Genomic DNA, 20,386 nt, shown 5'->3' on the forward strand with positions numbered 1-20,386 from the left:
ACAAAGTAGCCTGCATTCTGCCTTGAATGCCATAAGCCTGCGCGTGACAGAGTTTGAAGTTGGTCTGAGCCCCGTAGTTTCCTCCAGATTTGAGTAGAGTCCGGCCCACCAAGGGAGTCGGACGGATGAAGCGAAGCAGGTTCAGCGAAGAGCAGATCATTGCGATTTTGAAGGAGCATGAGGCGGGTGTGGCGACGGCCGAGGTGTGTCGGCGCCACGGGGTGAGCAGTGCGACCTTCTACAAGTGGAAGGCCAAGTTTGGCGGTCTGGAGGTCTCGGACGCGAAGCGGCTGCGCCAGCTCGAGGACGAGAACGCAAAGCTCAAGCGCCTGCTGGCCGAGGCGATGCTCGACAACGCGATGCTCAAGGAGATCGCCGTAAAAAAATGGTGACGCCCGCCGCCAGGCGGGAAGCGGTAGCTCACCTCGAAGGTCTGTTCGAGGTGAGCCAGCGGCGGGCGTGCACGGTGCTGGGGGTGGACCGGACGATGGTGCGGTATCGCAGCCAGCGTGGCGATGATGCTCCCATCCGCGAGCGGATGAGGGGTCTGGCGGCCGAACGTCGCCGGTTTGGCTATCGCCGGCTGCACTGGCTGCTGGGGCGAGAGGGAGTAGCGATCAACCACAAGAAGTTCCGGCGTCTGTATCGCGAGGAGCGGCTCCAGGTTCGCCGCCGCGGCGGCCGCAAGCGGGCGCTGGGCACGCGGGCACCGATGGCGATCCCGCAGGGGCGCAACCAGCGCTGGTCGCTCGACTTCGTCTCCGACGCTTTCGCTTGCGGCCGCCGGTTCCGGATCTTCGCGGTGGTCGACGACTTCACCCGCGAGTGTGTGCGGCTGATCGCCGACACCTCGATCTCGGGGCTACGAGTTGCACGCGAGCTCGACTGGGCGATCGCCGAGCGCGCGCGGCCGGCAATGGTGGTCAGCGACAACGGCACCGAGCTGACCAGCAAGCGATCTTGCGCTGGTCGAAGGAGCGCGAGGTCGAGTGGCACTACATCGCGCCGGGCAAGCCGCAGCAGAACGGGTTCATCGAGAGCTTCAACGCGCGGCTCAGGGACGAGTGCTTGAACGAGACGATCTTCACCAGCCTGGCGCAGGCCCGGTCGGTGCTCGCCGCCTGGCGGCACGACTACAATCATTACCGACCGCACTCGAGCCTGGGCAATCTCACCCCGGCCGAGATGGCGGCCAGATCAATCGGCAAACCGGGATGGGGGTTAACCCCCATCCCGGTTGTCATCACGCCCATGCATGGGCATCAACTGGGCCCCAGGCTCTACTCGTAGATGGAGGAGCTTCGGGGCTCAGACCAAAGTGATGGGGTGGATGCCCCCTTCGACCGGCATCGTATGATGCCTGACCTGCACCATGGTGATGCCAGCTGTCAATGGGCACCGAAGTTTCCGCAGATGTGGGCGCCCAAAATTCCCTATGCTGGCGGTTAGGGACGGTCGGTGATCAGCCGTATTCGGGATCGGATTTCCCCTTCGTCGGTGGTCGGCCGCGGCGTTTTGGCGGTGGCGGATTGAAGGTGGAGCCGTTGCGCACATTTTCGGGCACAAGCGCAGCGTGCTCACGCATACGGTAGCTGGAGCCTTCAATCTGGATGACGACGGCATGGTGGAGCAGCCTGTCGAGTAGCGCAGTGGCGACTACGGCATCTCCGAAGACTTCACCCCATTCCGCGAAGCCGCGATTGGAGGTGAGGATCATGGCGCCCTTTTCGTAGCGGGCGTTGACCAACTGGAAGAACAGGTTGGCGCCGCCCGGTGTGACAGGCAGGTACCCGATCTCGTCGACGACCAGCAGCGATGCGCGGGCGAGGAACCGGATCTTCTCCCTTAGCGTGCCTTCGCGCTCGGCTTTGGCAAGTTGGGCGATGAGATCGGCCAGCGGGATGAAGTAGACCGCCTTGCCGGCGCGGACTGCCTCGACCGCGAGCGCGGTAGCAATGTGGCTTTTGCCGGTGCCGGGCGGCCCCAGCAGATGGACGACCTCGGCCCGTTCTATGAAGTCGAGACCGGCGAGTGCCAGGATGCGGTTCTTGTCGAGCGAGGGCTGGAACGAGAAGTCATAGCCGGCGAGCGTCTTCACGACAGGCAGCCGGGCCATGCGCAGGGCCGCCTTGATCCGCCGGTTCTCGCGTAGCGACAGTTCTTCGCCCAGCAGTTCATCAAGCGCTTCAATGCCGTCGATCTGGCCCTGCTCGATGCGGCGCAGGGTTGCATCCAGGATCTCGAGCGCGCGGGGCATCTTGAGACTGACCAGGCTCCGGCGGATGGAGTCAACGCGCGTGGATGGCGCAATACCGTTCATGGCCGCCCCTCCATGGCAAGGCTGGCTCCGATCGCCTCGTAGATGGCCAGCGAGCGCAACGGTACATGATCGCCGATCCGGCCGATCATCGTCATGGGGCGATCCGGCGTTCGCGGCTGCGGCCGCCCGGTGCGATGGCGCTGGTCGATACGATATTGCCGGCGCCCTTCGAGCACGGGGTGTTCGGCAACGACGATGCCGCGGTCGATCACGCGGATCAGGTCCGGCAGTTGCTCGACCTCGACGATCCGCCGCGTTCTGTCGGGCACGCTGTAATAGTTGCCGCCGACTGCTACGAGCCCGTCGTGGCTGACCCGCCGTTCGAGCTTCAGCACGGCATTGAAGCGGTGGTCCGGCAGGCGTTGCAGTTCCTCCTGCTCCGCGGCAAAGGCCTCGGCCACCACGCGCTGGGTCGTGCCATGCACCCGTACATTGGCAACCGTGTCGAGCCAGTCGATGAGCTGGGCGTTGAGATCCTCCATATTGCGGAAGGATCGCCCCAGGAAGAAGTCCTCGCGGATGTAGCGGAACGGCCGCTCGACCTTACCCTTCGTCTTCGCACGGTAAGGTCGGCACGCCCTGGGCTGGAAGCGGTAATGCTTCGCCAGCGCCAGCAACGAAGCGTTGTAGACGATGTGACCCTGATCGTCTTCGCCGGTCACCGCAGTCTTCATCCGATCGTAGAGAATCTCGATCGGTACACCATCCAGCGCCTCGAAGGCTTGCATATGGCAGCGCAGCAGCGTCTGCAGATCCTGATGCAGCACATAGCGGGCGAAGATAAAACGCGAGTAGCCCAGCACCATGCTGAACAGCCAGACGATACGCGCCACACCGGGCTCGTCGGTAAATTCCACGACGAAACGGGCGAAGTCGACCTGACCTTGCACGCCGGCCTTGGTCTCGAAGCGGACCTCGTAGGGCTTGGGATCATGCTCAGGCCGGATCGCCGCCAGATAGCGCTTCACCGCCGTATAGGCGCCCATGTAGCCCATCTCCCTGATCTCGCGGGTCAGCCGTGAGGCCGTCAGGTCGGGGAATGCCGTCACCCGGTCGCGCAGGAACTCCATGTAGGGGGCGATCTTGCTCGGCCGGCCTGTCGTGCGCGGACCGTAGACCGGAACCTCGACGCCCCGCTCGATGTATTTGCGCACGGTCTTGGGATCGCGCCCCGTTCGGCGCGCGATCGCGGTCACCGACAGTCCCTGCCGGTGCAACTCCAGTATCATCATGGCTTCTCCAAGTCGGATCATCGGCGCTGCCTCCCACAAGGAGGTTCATCGCGCCGATTTTGGCATTGCCCAATGTGCCGGGGTTAACCCCGGCACATTGGGCAACCAGGTCCAACAATCAGGGAATTTTCAAAGCCCACTTTTGCGGAGAATTACACGCCCACTGACAGCCAGCGAAGGAGGTTCAGATGGCAGACGCATACATTCTGGCGATCGACTTGGCGAAGCGGAGCTTCCAGGTCTGCGCGGCGGATCGGGATGGGGTGGTTCGATACAACCGCGTGATGACCCGGACGAAGCTGGAGCAGCTGCTAGAAGCGCAGGTACCCGGCATCGTGGCGATGGAGGCCTGTGCCACCAGCCACTTTTGGGACAGGTTCGCGCAAAGCTTTGGGCACGAAGTCTGATTGATCCCACCGAATCGTAGGGCGGTCGGCCACCCTTGGCACCGTCGCCATAAGTGTAGAAGTTTTGACTTAATCTGACAGACGGTGTCATAAGGCTCAAGGCTTTGCCGGGGCCGGGCGCGGAGTGGTCGGGGTTACGCAGCGCCCGGCCCCGGCTTTTCAAAGGACACCACCATGACCAAGGATCAGAAAGTCATTCGCGGCAAGGTCGGGCTGCTGGAGCTCGCCAAGCAGTTGGGCAATGTCAGCCAGGCCTGCAAGATGATGGGCTACTCACGCGACAGCTTCTACCGCTTCAAGGAGTTGTACGACACCGGCGGCGAGATGGCGCTGCAGGAACTGACGCGCAGGAAACCGCTGCTGGCCAACCGGACCCCGCCCCAGATCGAGGCCGTCATCCTCGAGTTGACCATGGAGCAACCGGCCTTTGGCCAGGTGCGGATCGCCAACGAGGTGCGCAAGCTGGGCCATTCGATCTCGCCGGCCGGCGTGCGCGGCGTGTGGCAGCGCCACGATCTGGAAACGATGAAGAAGCGCCTCAAGGCGCTGGAAGCCAAGGTCGCCCAGGAGGGCATCATCCTCACCGAAAGCCAGCTCGTCGCGCTGGAAAAGGCCAAGAGCGAAAAGGAAGCCCATGGCGAGTTCGAGAGCGAATGTCCCGGCTACTGCGGGGCGCAGGACACCTTCTACGTCGGCAACATGAAGGGCGTGGGGCGGATCTACCAGCAGACCTTCGTCGATACCTACTCGAAGGTGGCCTTCGCCAAGCTCTATGACCGCAAGACGCCGATCACCGCCGCCGATCTGCTCAACGACCGCGTGATCCCCTTCTTCGACGAGCGAGACGTGAAGCTCCTGCGGGTGCTGACCGACAGGGGCACCGAATATTGCGGCAACCCCGAGCATCACGAATACGAGCTCTACCTGGCCGTCGAGGACGTGGATCATTCCCGCACCAAGACCAAGAGCCCGCAGACCAATGGCATCGTCGAGCGGCTTCACAAGACCATGCTGAACGAGTTCTACCGGATCGCCTTCCGCAAGAAGATCTACCGATCCATCGCCGAGCTGCAGGCCAATCTGGACGAATGGGTTACGAGCTACAACGAGCAGAGGCCGCATCAGGGCCGATGGTGCTTCGGAAAAACCCCCATGCAGACCTTTGTTGACGCAACGCTGCTGGCGAAGGAAAAGATGATCGCGGCCTGATCCCACCGGAGAGGTCGACGCCGACCACTCGAAGACACCTACTGTCCGATCAAGTGTCAGCTTCTACACCATAAGCCAGCGCCGCAGCCAGCGCTGGGCGGAATACCTCGAAGTCAACAATCCGACCAAGCTCTTCTAGCGGATCCCCATAGGCCGACAGCTGCTTCAAATGATCCGATAAGCCAAACAATCCCGCCTGACGCATCCTCGCCTCCTGTCAGGCGCAATGAATCACGCTGATGCCGCTTTGGCGAGGGGGCTTTTGGATGCGCCCACCTCGCTGAACCGATGTGGCCTTCGTCCTTCGAACTGCATACCGGCCCGTGGCACCATTAGGCCGCCATGAGAGGCCTGACACACGACCGATAGAAGCGCCAAGCCCAGGAAAGTCAGAAAACCCCCTTGCAAAACCGGGGGCATCCACCCCATCACTTCAAAGTCCCGTTTGCGATGTCATTCGAGCACGATTAATAGGTCCTTTGCGTCGATCGCTTGGCCCGCGCGGACCAGTAATTCACCGATCACGCAATCGCGTGGTGCGAGAATGGCGGTTTCCATTTTCATGGCTTCTAGTGTCATCATCAGTTCGCCGGCCATTACCTCTTGCCCCTGACGGACAACCAGAGCACTGACTAGGCCCGGCATGGGCGCAGCGATCTGGTTCTCGTCGGCAGGATTGGCAATTCGCCGACGGGTTTGAGTCTGCCCATGCCGACGATCGTCCATGGTGATAATGCGGGGCTGGCCGTTCAGTTCGAAGAAGACCCGAACGGTGCCATCCTCCTCGACCTCGCCGATGGCGGTCAGACGAATGATGAGTGTCTTGCCGGCCTCGATGGTGACATTGACCTCATCACCCGGCCGCATGCCGTAGAAGTATACGGGCGTTGGAAGCGCGGAAATCGGGCCGAACTGTCGCGTCGTATCGCAGAACGACGCGAAGACTTTCGGGTACATCAGATAGCTTGCGAATTCCTGGTCGCTCAGAGTCTTACGACATTCAGCCGCCGCACGATCACGCGTTACATCTAGGTCGAGTTCGCCAAGCAAACTTCCCGGGCGCGCTGTGCTTGCCTGCTCGGTGCCCAGCACGCGTGCCTGTATGTCTTTCGGCCAACCTCCTGGCGGCTGTCCCAAGTCACCGCGAAGCATCTCCACCACGGAAGCCGGGAAAGCTATTTTGCGGCTCGCATCCAGCACGTCCCCCGGAGTGAGATCCTGCGCGACCATCATCAGGGCCATGTCGCCCACAACCTTTGATGACGGCGTGACCTTGACGATATCCCCGAATAGCTTGTTGGCATCGTGGTAAGCGCGGGCCACTTCGTGCCAGCGGGTATCGAGGCCAAGGCTGCGCGCCTGTTCCTTGAGATTGGTGAACTGGCCTCCAGGCATTTCGTGCAGATAGACTTCCGACGCACCGCTCGTCAAATCGCTTTCGAAGGCTGCATATTGGGTGCGGACCGCTTCCCAATACAAGCTCAGCGAACGGATCGCCGCCGGATCGATGCCGGTATCGCGGCTCGAATGACGCAGCGCTTCGACGATGGCGCCGAGACAGGGTTGTGACGTACTGCCGGACATGGCGTCCATGGCGGCATCCACGCTATCGGCACCAGCATCGATCGCCGCCAGGATCGTTGCGGCAGCTGCTCCGGACGTGTCGTGCGTATGGAGGGCGATCGGCAGGTCGGTGACGTCTCGGAGGACCTTGAACAGCGCCGAAGCGGCGGCAGGCTTGAGCAATCCGGCCATGTCCTTTACAGCGAGCATCTGGCAGCCGGAACGTTCGAGTTGCTTCGCTAGGTCGACATAATAGGCGAGGTCGTATTTGGCGCGATCAGGGTCAAGAATGTCGCCAGTATAGCAGAGCGCGCCTTGAGCGACCTTGCCGCTCTCAATGACGGCGTCGATCGCGACCCGCATGTTCTCGACCCAGTTCAGGCAGTCGAACACGCGGAAGATATCGATGCCCCGTGCAGCTTCCTTGATGAACAAGCGCACCACGTTGTCTGGATAATTCGTATAGCCGACGCCGTTGGCGCCCCGCAGCAGCATTTGCGTACACAGGTTGGGCGCGCGTTCCCGTATACGTTCAAGGCGTTCCCAAGGATCCTCCCAGAGGAAGCGCATGGCAACGTCGAAGGTCGCCCCGCCCCAACATTCAAGACTGAGTAGTTGTGGTGTCAGCTGCGCGTAGCTTGCCGCCACCTGCACCATGTCGATTCCGCGCATCCGGGTGGCCAGCAACGACTGATGGGCATCACGCATCGTTGTGTCAGTCAGCAGCGCCTGAGGCTGCTCCCTAATCCATTTTGCCAGTCCATCTGCCCCTCGCTGTTCCAGGATTTGCCTAGTTCCTTCCGGTGGTATCCCCGAAACTGGCGGCGCCTTGGCGGGGCGGGCGTGCACTGGCGGACGAGGCAGGTCTTTCATATCCGGGTGCCCGTTGACTGTCACGTCCGCGATGTAGGTCAGCAGCTTGGTTGCACGGTCGCGCCGCTTGCCAGGCGAAAGAAGTCGGGGCGTGTCGTCGATGAACTTTGTCGTGTAGCGGTTGGCGACGAAGTCGGGGTGCGTCAGCACATTCTCGAGGAACGCCAAATTCGTCGCTACGCCGCGAATGCGGTACTCACGTAGCGCCCGTGTCATCCGGGCAACGACTTCGCCCGGCGTCGGTGCCCAAACTGTGACCTTCTCAAGCAACGGATCGTAGTGGCGCGTGACCACCGCGCCCGAATAGGCGGTGCCACCGTCTACGCGCACACCATAGCCAAACGCCCCGCGGTAGGTGGTGATCCGGCCGTAGTCCGGAACGAAGTTGTTAGCCGGATCTTCGGTGGTGATGCGGCACTGCAGGGCATGACCGGACAGACTGATTTCGCCTTGCGGCGGCACGCCGGTTTCGTCAGCTTCGCCAAGCCGCCCACCCTCAGCGATCCTGATCTGCGCTTTCACGATGTCGATGCCGGTCACCATTTCGGTGACGGTGTGCTCGACCTGGATACGAGGATTAACCTCGATGAAGTAGAAAGCCCCATCGCTCTCATCCATCAGGAATTCAACGGTGCCGGCCCCCACGTAGCCAGTTGCAGCGCCGATCTTGAGCGCTGCTGCGCAGAAGGCCTGCCGAGCTTCAGCGTCCAGGTACGGAGCCGGTGCCCGTTCGATGACCTTCTGATTGCGACGCTGGATCGAGCAATCCCGCTCGTACAGATGGAACAAGTTGCCTCGGCTGTCGCCCAGCAGCTGCACTTCAACGTGCCGCGCGTGGCGAATGAGCTTTTCAAGATAGACCTCGTCGCGACCAAAGGCGGCCTTGGCCTCCCGCTTGCCTGAACGCACGGCTTCGATGAGACCCGCTTCGTCCTCGATAGGACGCATCCCCCGTCCGCCACCGCCCCAGCTCGCCTTGAGCATGAGAGGATAGCCGATGCTTGCGGCGATCTGCCTGATTTCAACTTCGTCGTCGGGCAGCGGATCGGACGCGGGGACGACCGGAACGCCTGCCTCGATGGCAATCCGGCGCGCGCAAACCTTGTCACCAAGCTGTCGCATGGTCTGCGGGGCCGGGCCGATGAATGTCAGTCCGGCTGCGGCACATGCTTCGGCGAAATCCGGGTTTTCGGATAGGAAGCCGTAACCTGGGTGGATTGCATCGACATTCGCCTGCTTGGCGACCTCGATGATCCTCGCCACGTCGAGATATGCCGCGATCGGACCAATACTGTCGCCGAGATGATAGGCTTCATCAGCCTTGAACCGATGAAGTGAGAGCTTGTCTTCCTCGGCATAGATCGCGACCGTCTGGATGCCGAGTTCGGCGGCGGCCCTGAATATGCGGATGGCAATTTCACTTCTGTTGGCGACAAGAATCCGCCTGATCTGGATTTTAGACAATTGAGGACACCATCTCTATCGCTTGAAAAGACTGTTTTGTGGCTTCGCTCAGCAAGGACTTCGACCCCGACGCAATAAACGAGAGCGAAGCAAAGCTCAGAATCGCAACGATCGCCAGACGCTGTTCGCCTCCGGCGGAGGAATCGGCTGAACGAAGGGAACTGCCGGTCAGCCCGCCTGCTTGAGCAAGTCCCGCAAGGAAACATTGGCGTCTGCCAGGCTTGCGGCGCTGGCGCGGGCTCGCCGTTCGACGAGCCGCTTGCCCACCCCCATGTCGGGGGCGCGGTTGACCGTCAGTACGCCTTCGATCGTTTCACCGGCCAGGAAGAAGGCCACAAATGCGTTGCTGTCCATCTCGCCGCGAATTGCGATATCGGCTTCTACGGGAATTTGCCCGCAGAACTGGATGTTGAGATCGAACTGATCGCTCCAGTACCACATCGGCTTGCAGTAGGAGACTTCATGCCCCAGCATCGCCAGGGCGCCCGCCTGCGCCTGGTCGGCAGCGTTCTGGTAGGTCTCCTGGCGGAAGCGCCCGCCGAAGAACCCGTCCTGCTCTGCGACGTCGCCCGCCGCGAAAACCACCGGGTTACTAGTCTGGCAGCGCCGGTCCACGATGATCCCGTTGTTGACCACGATCCCCGCATCGCGGGCCAGCGAAATGGCCGGAACTATACCGATGCCAACAACTACTGCATCACAGGGGATCAAGGTGCCATCGTCCGCCTCGACCGCGTTGACACGGTTGTCAGCAAACCTGAGGCCGGTCACTCCGCAGTTGAAATGGGTCACTACTCCCCGTTTGCGGTGTTCCTCGCCTAGCCATTGCCCAAAACGGCGGCCGAGCGCACGTTCCATCGGCACCGGCATAGGCTCGACGACAGTGACCTTACAGCCAAGTTTGACCGCACTGGCGGCAACCTCGGCGCCGATAACACCCATTCCGACAATCACTATGCTCGCCCCCGCGCGCAGGTCCTGCGCCATGCGTGTCGCATCGTCGCGTGTGCGCAGATAATGCACGTTCGCGCAATCGGCGCCTGCAAGGTTCAGCTTTCGGGCGTGGCCGCCCGTGGCGAGCAGTATCCGATCCGCCGACACCAGTTCGCCGCCAGCCAGACGGACACCGCCACCCGCAAGGTCTACCGCCTCGGCGCGAACACCCAGTCGCATATCAATGCGGTTATCTTCATACCAAGATTCGTCATGCAGAAAGAAATTGTCCGGAACGTTGGCCGGATCCCACAGTACTTCCTTCGACAGCGGCGGCCGCTCGTAAGGACGCCACGGTTCTTCGCCGATCAAAGTGATCCGCCCATCAAAACCTGCCTGCCGCAAAGCCTCGACGGCACGCCCACCGGCTAGATTGGCACCAACTATCGCAATCGAGCGCACCTTGCTCACTCCCCAATTAAAGTTCCGGTATGTTCTCAGCTGCCTTCCGAACGCAAACTCGAAAAGGATTGTTTAGCATAATCGAAGCACATACGGGGAACGCCGATCTAGCGGCACGGTCGACGCAAGCTAGCGCCAAACTGTCCAAGCCAAGCGCACGGCCACCCCTTGTAAATTCTATTCTACTGCGATTACCAAGTCTCCGGTCGGGAACAGTCGGCAAGCCAATGCAAAACCCGCCTCACGGTCACTTTCCGACACCTTCGCTGTGCTCATCTTGCCGGTTGTATAATTCCCTTCGAGCACCCTGACCCGGCAGATCCCGCAGCCACCGCCCCGGCAACCAACCCCGATATCGCCCGCACCGCAGCGTTCCATGGCGAGGAGCACCGGCTCGTCCTCTCCGCAGGTGAACTCTCCGCCGCCGAAGATCCGGATCCGATGCGGCCCGTTCATGGTACTAGTCTTGCCCGGCGGCCTTCGCAGCCGCCTTCGCCGCAAAGGATTGCCCGCCTACCGCAAAATGCCCGACCGGCATCTCACGCAAGATGATGCGAACGGATTCGCGCGGCGCGCCGATCGATGTGATCGCGGCATCGGTCAGCGCCTGAATTAGCCGCTCCTTGTCGTCCGGGGATCTCCCCTCGAGCATATTAACTTCGATGATCGGCATCTTAGGCCTCTACCTGGAACATGACCGCGCCCAGCCCCTGGATGGTGGTGCGAACAGTCTGCCCGGGCACCAGATTGGGCGCGGCGGTGATCCCGCCGGCCATGACGATGTCTCCTGCCGCAATCTCTTCGCCTGCCTCGGCGACAAGCCGGGCGGCCGCCACCAGCGAGCGCAACGGATGGCCGAGAATAGCCGCAGTCGAACCGACCTCAATCACCTGACCGTTGATTTCGAGGATCACCCCAAGGTTGGAAAAATCCTTGGCCGGATCGTTCCACGGTCCTATGACAAGACCAGACGATGAGGTATTGTCGGCGATCACGTCTGACAGCGCAAACTTGAAGTTCTCGTACCTGCTGTCGATAATCTCCATTGCCGGAGCAATCGCTTCCACTGCCGCCAGCGCTTGGGCAGCGGTGACCCTTCCGGAAAGCGGTGACTTCATCAGAAACGCGACCTCAGGCTCTACCCGCGGGTGAACAAATCGCGCGCGTGACAAGGCCGTGCCTTCCTCAAGAAGCATGGCGTCGGTCAACCGCCCCCAGGCGACCTCATCGACCCCGACCTGCTGCATCTTGGCGCGGCTCGTCAGACCCATCTTGACCCCGATCCGGCGCTCGCCACGACCCAGTCGGCGATCGACCGACAGCTTCTGGACCCTGTAGGCATCCACCACGCTCAGATTGGGATCGCTGTGGGTGAGCTGCGGGGTCGCGCGCGCGTGCAGCGCCGCGCTGTCCAGGATTTCGGCGTATCGCTCAAGTTTGTCCATTGCCATGTTCCTATGCTGCGCGGGCAGAAACGAGATCGAGCGCGACATCGACGATCATGTCTTCCTGCCCCCCGACCATGCGGCGCTTGCCCAGTTCGATCAGGATTTCCCGTGTATCCAGCCCATACTGTTCGGCTGCCTTTTCAGCGTGCCGCAGGAAGCTCGAATAGACCCCAGCGTACCCGAGGCTCAGCGTCTCGCGATCGACACGCACCGGGCGATCCTGCAACGGACGGATTATGTCCTCCGCCGCGTCCATCAGCGCCATGACATCGCAGCCATGGTTCCAACCCTTGCGATCAGCGGCGGCGATGAACACCTCGAGAGGCGCATTGCCGGCCCCTGCCCCCATGCCCGCGAGGCTGGCATCGATCCGCACCGCCCCTTCCTGCGCCGCGACGATCGAATTGGCGACGCCGAGGCTTAGGTTGTGATGGGCGTGGATGCCGCGCTGGGTTTCCGGCTTGAGCACACGGTCATAGGCCCGCAAGCGATCGCGCACGCCGTCCATGTCCAAGGCCCCGCCGCTGTCTGTGACATAGACGCAATGCGCACCATAGCCTTCCATCAGCAGGGCCTGCTGCGCCAGCGCTTCGGCATCGATCATGTGGCTCATCATCAGGAAGCCAGAGACATCCATGCCCAGGTCGCGAGCGATGCCGATGTGTTGCTTGGCGACGTCTGCTTCGGTACAATGAGTCGCCACCCGCACTGAGCGCACCCCAAGCGCATAGGCGCGGCGGAGTTCCTCTACGGTGCCGATCCCCGGCACCAGCAGCGTGGTCAGCACAGCCTTCTCGATCACGTCGGCGGCTGCCTCGATCCACTCCCAGTCAGTGTGCGCACCGAACCCGTAATTGAACGAGGTGCCATTGAGGCCATCGCCATGCGAGACTTCGATCGCATCGACGCCAGCATCGTCCAATGCCTTGGCGATGGTGCGGACGCTTTCGGTACCATACATATGAAGAATGGCATGCATGCCGTCACGCAGGGTAACGTCCTGGATGTAGAGTTTGCCGTTTTCGGGATTGAAAGTCATGCTGCCGCTTTCTCGAGATGCTGTTGGGCGAGACGTTCGCCGGCTGCCTTGGCAGCGGCGGTCATGATGTCGAGGTTGCCGGAATACTTGGGCAGATAATCGCCCGCGCCCTCGACTTCGAGGAACACGCTGGTCTTGAGTCCGGCGAATTCCCCGTAGCCAGGGATCTTGAGCGGCCGGTTCGAGCCGAACCGCTCGAACTGCACTTCCTGCTTCAGGCGATAACCGGGCACATAGGATTGCACGGTTTCCACCATTTGCTGCACGGAGGCGCGGATTGCCTCCTCATCGACCTGATCTGTGAGGGTGAAGATCGTGTCGCGCATGATCATCGGCGGTTCAGCCGGATTGAGGATAATAATTGCCCGGCCGCGGCCTGCTCCGCCAACCATCTCGATCGCCTTGGCCGTGGTCCTGGTGAATTCGTCGATGTTGGCCCGAGTTCCCGGACCGGCCGAACGCGAAGACACCGACGCCACGATCTCGGCGTAGTGGACCGGGGTCACCCGCGATACCGCGGCGACGATAGGAATGGTCGCCTGGCCGCCGCAGGTGACCATGTTGACGTTGCGAATTTCGCTGCCGATCACCCCGCCGACCGGCGGGACAAAGAACGGCCCGATCGCCGCAGGAGTCAGATCGACGACCAGCTTGCCGTCCTGCTGCAAGGCCGCGTCGTGCTCCTTGTGCGCGTAGGCGGAAGTCGCGTCGAATGCGATGCCGATTTCAGGATAGACCGGCAGGTTGCGCAGTCCCTCGATGCCCTCATGGGTCGTCGCCACGCCGCGTTCGCGCGCCATGGCAAGGCCTTCCGAGGCCGGGTCGATGCCGACCACCGCCGCCAGTTCAAGGACGTCGGACCCCTTCAGCAGCTTGATCATCAAATCGGTTCCAATGTTGCCGGAGCCGATGATCGCACATTTCATCTTGGCCATTTTCAATCTTTCCGTTCGGTTGCGTCAGTCGCCCTCGGCAGCGAAAGCTGCCCTGACCGTTCCGACACCGTTGATTCTCGCTTCCACGACATCGCCGCGCGCAACCCCGGCCATTGGCCCGAGCGCGCCCGACAGGATCACGTCGCCTTCGAGCAGCGGACGCCCGACCCGCGCCATCACCCGCGCCAGCCACAAAGAGGCGGTGATCGGGCTGCCCAGGCAGGCAATCCCCGCCCCGACCGAGATCGGTTCGCCCTTCACTTCCATCACCATGCCGCATTGGCGCAGATCGAGCGCTTCGAGCTTGCGCGGCACCGCGCCCAGCACGAACAGCCCGCTTGAGGCGTTGTCGGCAACGGTATCCCAGATGCGGATGTCCCAGTTGGCCACGCGGCTATCGACCACCTCGATCGCGGGCACGACATATTCGACCGCGCGGATCATCTCGGCCGTGGTCAGATCGGGATAGGGCAGGTCGCGGCCGATCACGATCGCGATTTCCGCTTCGACCTTGGGCTGGATGACCTGATCGAGCGAGATCGGAATTCCCTCGGGCACGTCCATGTCGGAAAACAGCATTCCGTAGTCGGGCTGATCGACCCCAAGCTGGCGCTGCACCGCCAGCGAGGTCAAACCGATCTTGCGGCCCACCAGCCGACGGCCGCTGTCGAGATAATGCCTCGTATTGATCTCCTGCACGGCATAGGCGGCATCCACCCCACCAGCTGAAATCAGATCGCGAATCGGCGCCACCGGCTTGCCGCTCGCGGCTGCGCCACGCAGCTGCTCGGCAGCCTGCTGGATGACCTTGGGATCGATGTTGGTTTCGCTTGTCATGGTTTCAGAGCTTCACGCAGATGTTTTCGGTTTCGGTATAGAATTCAAGACTGTGCACGCCGCCTTCCCGGCCGATCCCGGAATGTCCGGACCCGCCGAATGCTGTGCGCAGATCGCGCAGGAACCAGCAGTTGACCCAGCAGACGCCAACCTGCATCGCCGCCGCTACCCGGTGCGCGCGCGACAGGTTTTCAGTCCAGATGGTCGCGCAAAGACCGTAATCGGTGTCATTGGCCAGCCTGATCACCTCGTCTTCGCTGTCGAACGGGATCACCCCGCAACACGGGCCGAAGATCTCTTCGCGCATGACCGAACTGTCGTGCGCCAGCCCCGTCCACAGGGTCGGCTCGACATAGAAACCGCCCGCTTCGTCACCCGAAAGCGCGGGAACTCCGCCGCCTGTGACGACAGTGGCGCCTTCGGCCACGGCTCGCGCATAGTAACCAAGCACCTTTTCCTGGTGTTCGGCGCTGATCAGCGGACCGAGATAGGCCGGATCGCCGGTCGCCCCCGGCTTGAACCCCTTGGCCGCAGCTGTCATCCGCTTGACGAATTCCTCAAAAATCGGCCGCTCGACATAGACCCGCTCGGTTCCGAGGCAGACTTGCCCGGTGTTGAGAAAGACCGAACGCGACAGCACTTCGATCGCCTTGTCGAGATTGGCATCGGCGAAGACAACCGCGGGATTCTTGCCACCCAGTTCGAACGAAATGTCGCGCACCCCGACGGCGGCCTTTTGCATGATCGCCTGACCAGTGCCGGTCTCGCCGGTAAAGGTGATCGCATCGACGTCCTTGTTGGAGGTAAGGAATTCGCCGGCCGAACCTGACCCGAACCCGTGTACCACGTTATAGACGCCTTCGGGCATCCCCACCGCGTTCATGACCTCGCCCAACAACGCCGCAGTACGGGGGGTTTCCTCCGATGGCTTGACCACCACTGTGTTGCCGCAGGCCAGCGCCGGGCCGACCTTCCAGGTCATCAGCAGCAAGGGGAAGTTCCACGGGCAGATTACCGCGATGACGCCCTTGGGCTTGCGCACCACATAGTTGAGCGCCTGCCCGCCATCGGGCGTTGCCGTGGCGAACGATTCGGTGGGGGTGGTGGAAATGACATCGGCGAACATCCGGAAATTCGCGGCCCCCCGCGGGATGTCGATATGCGAAGCGACATGGCGGGGCTTGCCGGTATCCGCCACTTCCGCCGCGAGGAAATCGTCCGCGCGGCGTTCGATTTCGGCAGCGACGGCCGTGATCAGCTTGACCCGTTCGGCCGTGGTCATCTTGCCCCAGGGCCCGTTCAGAGCCGCCTTGGCCGCTGCCACCGCGTCAGCCACATCGGCCTCGCTCGCTTCGTGGACAGTGCCGATCCGAAGTCCGGTCGCCGGAGCGAAATTGTCGAATGTCTTGCCGGTGCTCCCGCGGCGGTAGGCACCGCCGATGAAGTTCAGGATCGTGTCGGTAACTGCAGGGGTACTTCCGGGTGTCATGGGCTTGTTCTCTCTTCACATTGCCTCAATGATGGGCGATCAGTGCTGCGTCGCGCCGATTGCGGCGAGACCGGCGTTGGCGCAGATGGTGTCGATCTCCTCGCTCGCACCGGAAACTCCGATCGCGCCGACGCATTCGCCGCCGATGTCGATCGGCAGCCCCCCGCCGAACATTGCGATGCCTGGCTTGGCCGCGATGCCGTCGCGCAGCGCCGGATTGCCGGAAATCATCTCGTACAGATCTGGCGTCGGCACCCGGAAGCTGGCGGCGGTATAGGCTTTGTCTTGCGCGAACTGGGTCGAGGGAAACGGCGCGCCGCTGGCGCGCAACAGCGCGACCAGCTCGCCACCTGCTCCGATGATTGCGGCGACGACCGGACAACCGCACTCGATGCCAGCAGCGACCGCAGCCGAGACCGCTTTCACCGCAAGATCGTGCCCGATCGTCCTGATTGTCGCCACTCCGTCCATGATCAGGTGTTCACCGTCATGAAGCGGTCGTTGAGCGCCTTTTCGTAATAGAAGATCGCCTTGCCGGCGTTTTCGGCCTGCCACATCCGGCGCGGGTTGTCGGGATAATAGAAGTAGCCGCCGCTGAAGGTCTCGTTGCGGTTGCCCGAAGGATCGAAGAAATAGACCGTCTGCCCGCGGGTAATCCCGTGGCGCGTCGGGCCGATGTCCAGCGCGATATCATAACGGCTGATAATATCTGCCGCGTGGCCGACATCGTGCCAGGATTCGAGATTGAATGAGACGTGATGAATTCGGCCATCCTCGGGGTATCCCAGGAACGCCACGTCATGTGCCTTATTGCTGCACGAGAGGAAAATCCCCATGCGCGCGCCCGTTGCTTCATCCAGAAGCTCCTCGGTCACAGAGAAATCCAGCGCCTCGACAAAGATCTTCGCGCTCGCCGAGATATCAACGCCGTTCAGCGCACAGTGATCGAAGCGGGTGGCGCGCATACCGCGCGGCTCGGCTACCCAGACATCGGGATTGCGGACAGCCGGCGCGGTTTCGGACAGCTCCATCTCGGCATAAAGATCGAAGACGTGCGCCGTGGGGGTGTTGAACCGGATCTTACGACCGACCCCGGGATCCTCCCCGGCCGCAATGACATCGACATGGACACCCATGTCGAGCAGCCGTTCGGCAAAGTGGTCGAGATCGGCGTCCCTGGCGACCTTGAACGCCATCCGGTCCAGTCCGGCCGAATCCGCCTCGCGCAGGATGATGCTGTGGCGATCGAACTCGTCAAACGCCTGCAAATAGGCCTTGCCGCCCTCCACGCTGACCAGGTTGAGCCCGATCCGATCCCGATAATGCTGAATCGCTTCATCCAGATCGAGGACACGCAGCTGGACATAGCCAGGGCGAAGTACTCCGGTCACTGCCATTTCAGTTCTCCTTGTCCCATCAGGCCTTGAGGCCGTTCTCGAAAAATTCGGCGACCATGCGGTTGAAACTGGCCATCCGTTCGATCTGCACCCAATGGCCGCATTCGGCGAAGACGTGCAGGTCGGCGCGCGGCAGCAGGCTGGCGAGGCGGACGGTGAAATCCAGCGGTATGACCTGGTCGAACAGGCCGTGCAGGATCAGCGTTTCATGCCGCAGCGTCGCAACGTCTTCTTCTCGGCTCGCCAGCATGGCGATATTTGCCTGGCGGTCGGCCCCGCCAAAGGTGGCGTGATAGGGCTCATGCGCACCGGGCCGCATGCTGGCCTCGTAGCGCGACTGGATCAGATCCTCGGTCAGGCGGCTATGATCCCAGGCGAGAAACTTGAGCGAGGCGCGCATTTCCTCGAGCGAAGGCTGGTAGCCCCAGACCTGATCGAGCGCCGGGGTAATCGGAAAATCCAGTCCGGCCGGCCCCATCAGCACCGCCCGATCAACCCGATCGGGATGCGCGATCATGAAGGCCAGGGTGATGCCCCCGCCGAACGAATTGCCCACCATCGAAACCTTGTCGATTTCCAGTGAGTCAAGCAGGGATACGATCTGATCCACCCAGATCTGCTTGTTTTCGATCCGCCCCTTCGAATCCGAATAGCCGAACCCGAACATGTCGGGAGCGATAACGCGAAAGCGCTTGGCGAGCTCGGGCATGTTGAGACGCCAGTTGGCCCAGGCGGTTACGCCCGGTCCCGATCCGTGGATGAGCAGAACCGGTGCGCCTGCGCCTACGTCGTGATAATTGGTCGTACTACCATCGACAGTCAGGGACTTGCCAATTTCCGGGCAATCGGTGGCGGTTAAGCCAACACTCATATACCGGCCTCCTCCTGTTTACTCGCTGTTCTTTCGAGGCGGCAGCCTCGAAAGAACATGTGTTCTCGTCCAAATGCTCGAGACACCGGGTCTTGACAACCGCCCCGTCTGCCGACTGTCCGACGAAGCCGCTTCAGCGATCTGCGCGCGACGCGCCCGCACCTCTCAAATCTAGGCCCGCCATGCAGCAAAGCATCGGAACAATCGACATTGCCGTCAATCCGAATAGCGGCAATTCCTGTCCGATTTCCGCCTCCAAATCGAGGCGCGGGCACCAAGCGTTGGAATCAATCCACTAGATGCCGTAATGGGCCGGCGTCTCAAGAGTAGCCAGGTTGGTGGCTGTCCCTCAGAATGATGGTGTTGAAAACGGGGTCCGAGTGATCGGCCCCAAGCATCATGAGAGGAACAGCCATGGAGTACTATGCCGGAATCGATGTCTCTCTGAAAGAGAGCAGCGTATGTGTCGTGGACGACCTCCGCACCAACATAGCTGTGCGATGATGTGGTCGTTGTAGGTTCACGTCAACCGAAATCTCCGCCGCCGCACGCGCCGCCACCCCAGCGCAGAAATACTTGATCAGTTCTTCCTGGACACCTCGCCGAAGGCAGCTCCTGCTGCCTCTCTCTAACCATATGACATACATAACCTTTATCTGCTATCTATGTCAGCCCCTAACTCATTGCTCCACCATGCCGCCCTGGTCGGGCACTTCGATAGCTATCCAGCCGTCATCCAGAACCACCTTATAAGTCTTTAAGGCGATCTGGCAGGGGAAGGCGGTCGGTGCCCCGCTTCCAATATCGAACGCTCCACCGTGGAAGGGGCATTCGATAATCATTCCATCTTGGTACCCATCGGTCAGAAATGCGTTGCCATGGGTGCAGGTGTTGTCTGTCGCAAAGTATCGATTCTCGAAACAGTAAACAGCTAGTGCGGGGAGTCCGTCCCGGTTAACGGCCACAGGCTCACCTTCTGTGACATCAGCGGCCTTGCACAGCCGAATCATTGTTTTCATATTAGTTTTCCTCTGACGTGCTCCCCTGATTGTTCATCAGTCAGAGGTAGAGTCCTTCCATTGTTTGAGGGTCCCCCGGTTGACGCACCCCTCTCTGAATTTGACCGTCCAAGGGCAGCGTCCGATATTGGAAGCGGGGCACACCCCTGCCGAGAGCGCCGGCCAACATGCTTGGGGGCATGCTCCCAGGCATGTTGCCATCACCTCAATCAACCATCATGAAGAGCGAGACTCTACCTCTGACTGATGAACAATCAGGGGCGGATGTCACCAGTATATACAAAAGACGCATGACCCTTGAAGATGCTGGCGACTTAGAGTTTCAATCACTATCTCCATATTACAGGCCGCGCTCTATTGTGCTAGACATCTTGGAAACCAACGGCGAAATCTATCTTCGATTAGGCTTCTTTAAGCCCGTTGACTGGATGGTTTCCGGTTGCACCATAGTAGCGATAGGGGAGGAACTTGCCCGACATGACGATCTTTACACGATCGCCCGCCGGATCGGGCAGGCGCTCCATGGCGAAGTCGAAGTCGATCGCCGACATGATGCCGTCGCCGAACTCCTCTTGGATCAGTTCCTTCCAACTCGTGCCGAAGATGTTGACAAGCTCATAGAAGCGATAGACCAGCGGGTCGGTCGGCGGCGTCGTGAAGGTGCCGCGATAGGGCACCTCCTGGATCAGCCGGGTCTCCGCCTCGGTCAGGCCGAACAACTCGGCGGCAGCCGAAGCCTGCGCTCTGGTGAAGCGCATTTGGCCGAGAATACCGGCAGTGACCAGGACGGGCGAGGCGCCGCCGATCGTCTCGCAGATATGTGCCCAGTTCCAGCCCTTCTCACGCTTGATGTCGAGCAGCTTCTCAGTGAGGTCCTGGCGTTTCATG

At 61.4% G+C, this 20,386-nt stretch carries 19 protein-coding genes and 1 pseudogene; 3 read left to right on the plus strand and 17 right to left on the minus strand.

Annotated elements, in window-relative coordinates; translation table 11 throughout:
- The first annotated feature begins 125 nt into the window (after positions 1-125).
- Positions 126-1,290 (plus strand): annotated as a pseudogene (locus DM450_RS22825) (IS3 family transposase).
- A 172-nt stretch (positions 1,291-1,462) separates the two neighbouring features.
- On the opposite strand, the gene istB reads toward DM450_RS22825, so the two are convergent.
- Together istB and istA are read right to left on the minus strand one after the other, a co-directional pair.
- Positions 1,463-2,320, minus strand: a complete 858-nt coding sequence (gene istB / locus DM450_RS22830; protein WP_142639559.1) for an IS21-like element helper ATPase IstB — start codon at positions 2,318-2,320, stop codon at positions 1,463-1,465.
- Positions 2,317-3,573, minus strand: coding sequence for an IS21 family transposase (gene istA, locus DM450_RS22835; RefSeq protein ID WP_142639561.1), 1,257 nt, complete (start codon positions 3,571-3,573; stop codon positions 2,317-2,319). Before istA ends, istB begins: the two co-directional genes overlap by 4 nt.
- A 167-nt stretch (positions 3,574-3,740) precedes the next feature.
- Between istA and DM450_RS22840 the strand changes: the two genes are divergently transcribed.
- Positions 3,741-3,959, plus strand: coding sequence for a hypothetical protein (locus DM450_RS22840; protein WP_409529378.1), 219 nt, complete (start codon positions 3,741-3,743; stop codon positions 3,957-3,959).
- A gap of 174 nt (positions 3,960-4,133) precedes the next feature.
- Positions 4,134-5,168 (plus strand): IS481 family transposase, encoded by a 1,035-nt coding sequence (locus DM450_RS22845; RefSeq protein ID WP_142639563.1) that lies wholly within the window; start codon positions 4,134-4,136, stop codon positions 5,166-5,168.
- Between the two features lie 49 nt (positions 5,169-5,217).
- Here the strand turns inward: DM450_RS22845 and DM450_RS22850 are convergent, their stop codons facing one another.
- The 15 genes from DM450_RS22850 to cynS all read right to left on the minus strand — a co-directional run bounded on the left by DM450_RS22850 (position 5,218) and on the right by cynS (position 20,385).
- Positions 5,218-5,373 carry a hypothetical protein gene (locus DM450_RS22850; RefSeq protein ID WP_185928865.1) on the minus strand — a complete coding sequence of 52 codons (156 nt, stop codon included), beginning with the start codon at positions 5,371-5,373 and terminating at the stop codon, positions 5,218-5,220.
- A gap of 248 nt (positions 5,374-5,621) precedes the next feature.
- Complete coding sequence (locus DM450_RS22855; protein ID WP_142639811.1) at positions 5,622-9,059, minus strand: pyruvate carboxylase; 3,438 nt, start codon at positions 9,057-9,059, stop codon at positions 5,622-5,624.
- A 177-nt stretch (positions 9,060-9,236) separates the two neighbouring features.
- On the minus strand, positions 9,237-10,472 hold the full coding sequence (locus DM450_RS22860) for an NAD(P)/FAD-dependent oxidoreductase (RefSeq protein WP_260610688.1): 1,236 nt from the start codon (positions 10,470-10,472) through the stop codon (positions 9,237-9,239).
- A gap of 168 nt (positions 10,473-10,640) precedes the next feature.
- Positions 10,641-10,919 carry a 2Fe-2S iron-sulfur cluster-binding protein gene (locus DM450_RS22865; RefSeq protein ID WP_142639565.1) on the minus strand — a complete coding sequence of 93 codons (279 nt, stop codon included), beginning with the start codon at positions 10,917-10,919 and terminating at the stop codon, positions 10,641-10,643.
- Between the two features lie 4 nt (positions 10,920-10,923).
- Positions 10,924-11,136 carry a 2-hydroxymuconate tautomerase gene (locus DM450_RS22870; protein ID WP_142639567.1) on the minus strand — a complete coding sequence of 71 codons (213 nt, stop codon included), beginning with the start codon at positions 11,134-11,136 and terminating at the stop codon, positions 10,924-10,926.
- 1 nt (position 11,137) lies between these two features.
- The gene (locus tag DM450_RS22875; RefSeq protein ID WP_142639569.1) at positions 11,138-11,908 is read right to left on the minus strand and encodes a 2-keto-4-pentenoate hydratase; all 771 of its coding nucleotides are present in this window, start codon (positions 11,906-11,908) and stop codon (positions 11,138-11,140) included.
- Positions 11,909-11,918: 10 nt separating this feature from the next.
- Complete coding sequence (gene dmpG / locus DM450_RS22880; protein ID WP_142639571.1) at positions 11,919-12,950, minus strand: 4-hydroxy-2-oxovalerate aldolase; 1,032 nt, start codon at positions 12,948-12,950, stop codon at positions 11,919-11,921.
- Positions 12,947-13,885, minus strand: a complete 939-nt coding sequence (locus tag DM450_RS22885) for an acetaldehyde dehydrogenase (acetylating) (protein WP_142639573.1) — start codon at positions 13,883-13,885, stop codon at positions 12,947-12,949. Before DM450_RS22885 ends, dmpG begins: the two co-directional genes overlap by 4 nt.
- Positions 13,886-13,909: 24 nt before the next feature.
- Positions 13,910-14,722: a fumarylacetoacetate hydrolase family protein gene (locus tag DM450_RS22890; protein ID WP_142639575.1), complete on the minus strand. Its 813-nt coding sequence runs from the start codon at positions 14,720-14,722 to the stop codon at positions 13,910-13,912.
- Positions 14,723-14,726: 4 nt separating this feature from the next.
- The gene (locus tag DM450_RS22895) at positions 14,727-16,211 is read right to left on the minus strand and encodes a 2-hydroxymuconic semialdehyde dehydrogenase (protein WP_142639578.1); all 1,485 of its coding nucleotides are present in this window, start codon (positions 16,209-16,211) and stop codon (positions 14,727-14,729) included.
- 39 nt (positions 16,212-16,250) lie between these two features.
- Positions 16,251-16,682 carry a GlcG/HbpS family heme-binding protein gene (locus tag DM450_RS22900; protein ID WP_142639580.1) on the minus strand — a complete coding sequence of 144 codons (432 nt, stop codon included), beginning with the start codon at positions 16,680-16,682 and terminating at the stop codon, positions 16,251-16,253.
- A 2-nt stretch (positions 16,683-16,684) separates the two neighbouring features.
- Positions 16,685-17,608 (minus strand): catechol 2,3-dioxygenase, encoded by a 924-nt coding sequence (locus DM450_RS22905; RefSeq protein ID WP_142639582.1) that lies wholly within the window; start codon positions 17,606-17,608, stop codon positions 16,685-16,687.
- A gap of 19 nt (positions 17,609-17,627) precedes the next feature.
- The gene (locus DM450_RS22910; RefSeq protein WP_142639584.1) at positions 17,628-18,479 is read right to left on the minus strand and encodes an alpha/beta fold hydrolase; all 852 of its coding nucleotides are present in this window, start codon (positions 18,477-18,479) and stop codon (positions 17,628-17,630) included.
- Positions 18,480-19,159: 680 nt separating this feature from the next.
- The gene (locus DM450_RS22915) at positions 19,160-19,498 is read right to left on the minus strand and encodes a non-heme iron oxygenase ferredoxin subunit (protein WP_008827651.1); all 339 of its coding nucleotides are present in this window, start codon (positions 19,496-19,498) and stop codon (positions 19,160-19,162) included.
- 401 nt (positions 19,499-19,899) lie between these two features.
- Positions 19,900-20,385: a cyanase gene (cynS, locus tag DM450_RS22920; RefSeq protein ID WP_008827652.1), complete on the minus strand. Its 486-nt coding sequence runs from the start codon at positions 20,383-20,385 to the stop codon at positions 19,900-19,902.
- Position 20,386: the final 1 nt, after the last annotated feature.

The sequence above is a fragment of the Sphingomonas sp. IC081 genome (assembly GCF_006874585.1).
Classification (GTDB): domain Bacteria; phylum Pseudomonadota; class Alphaproteobacteria; order Sphingomonadales; family Sphingomonadaceae; genus Novosphingobium.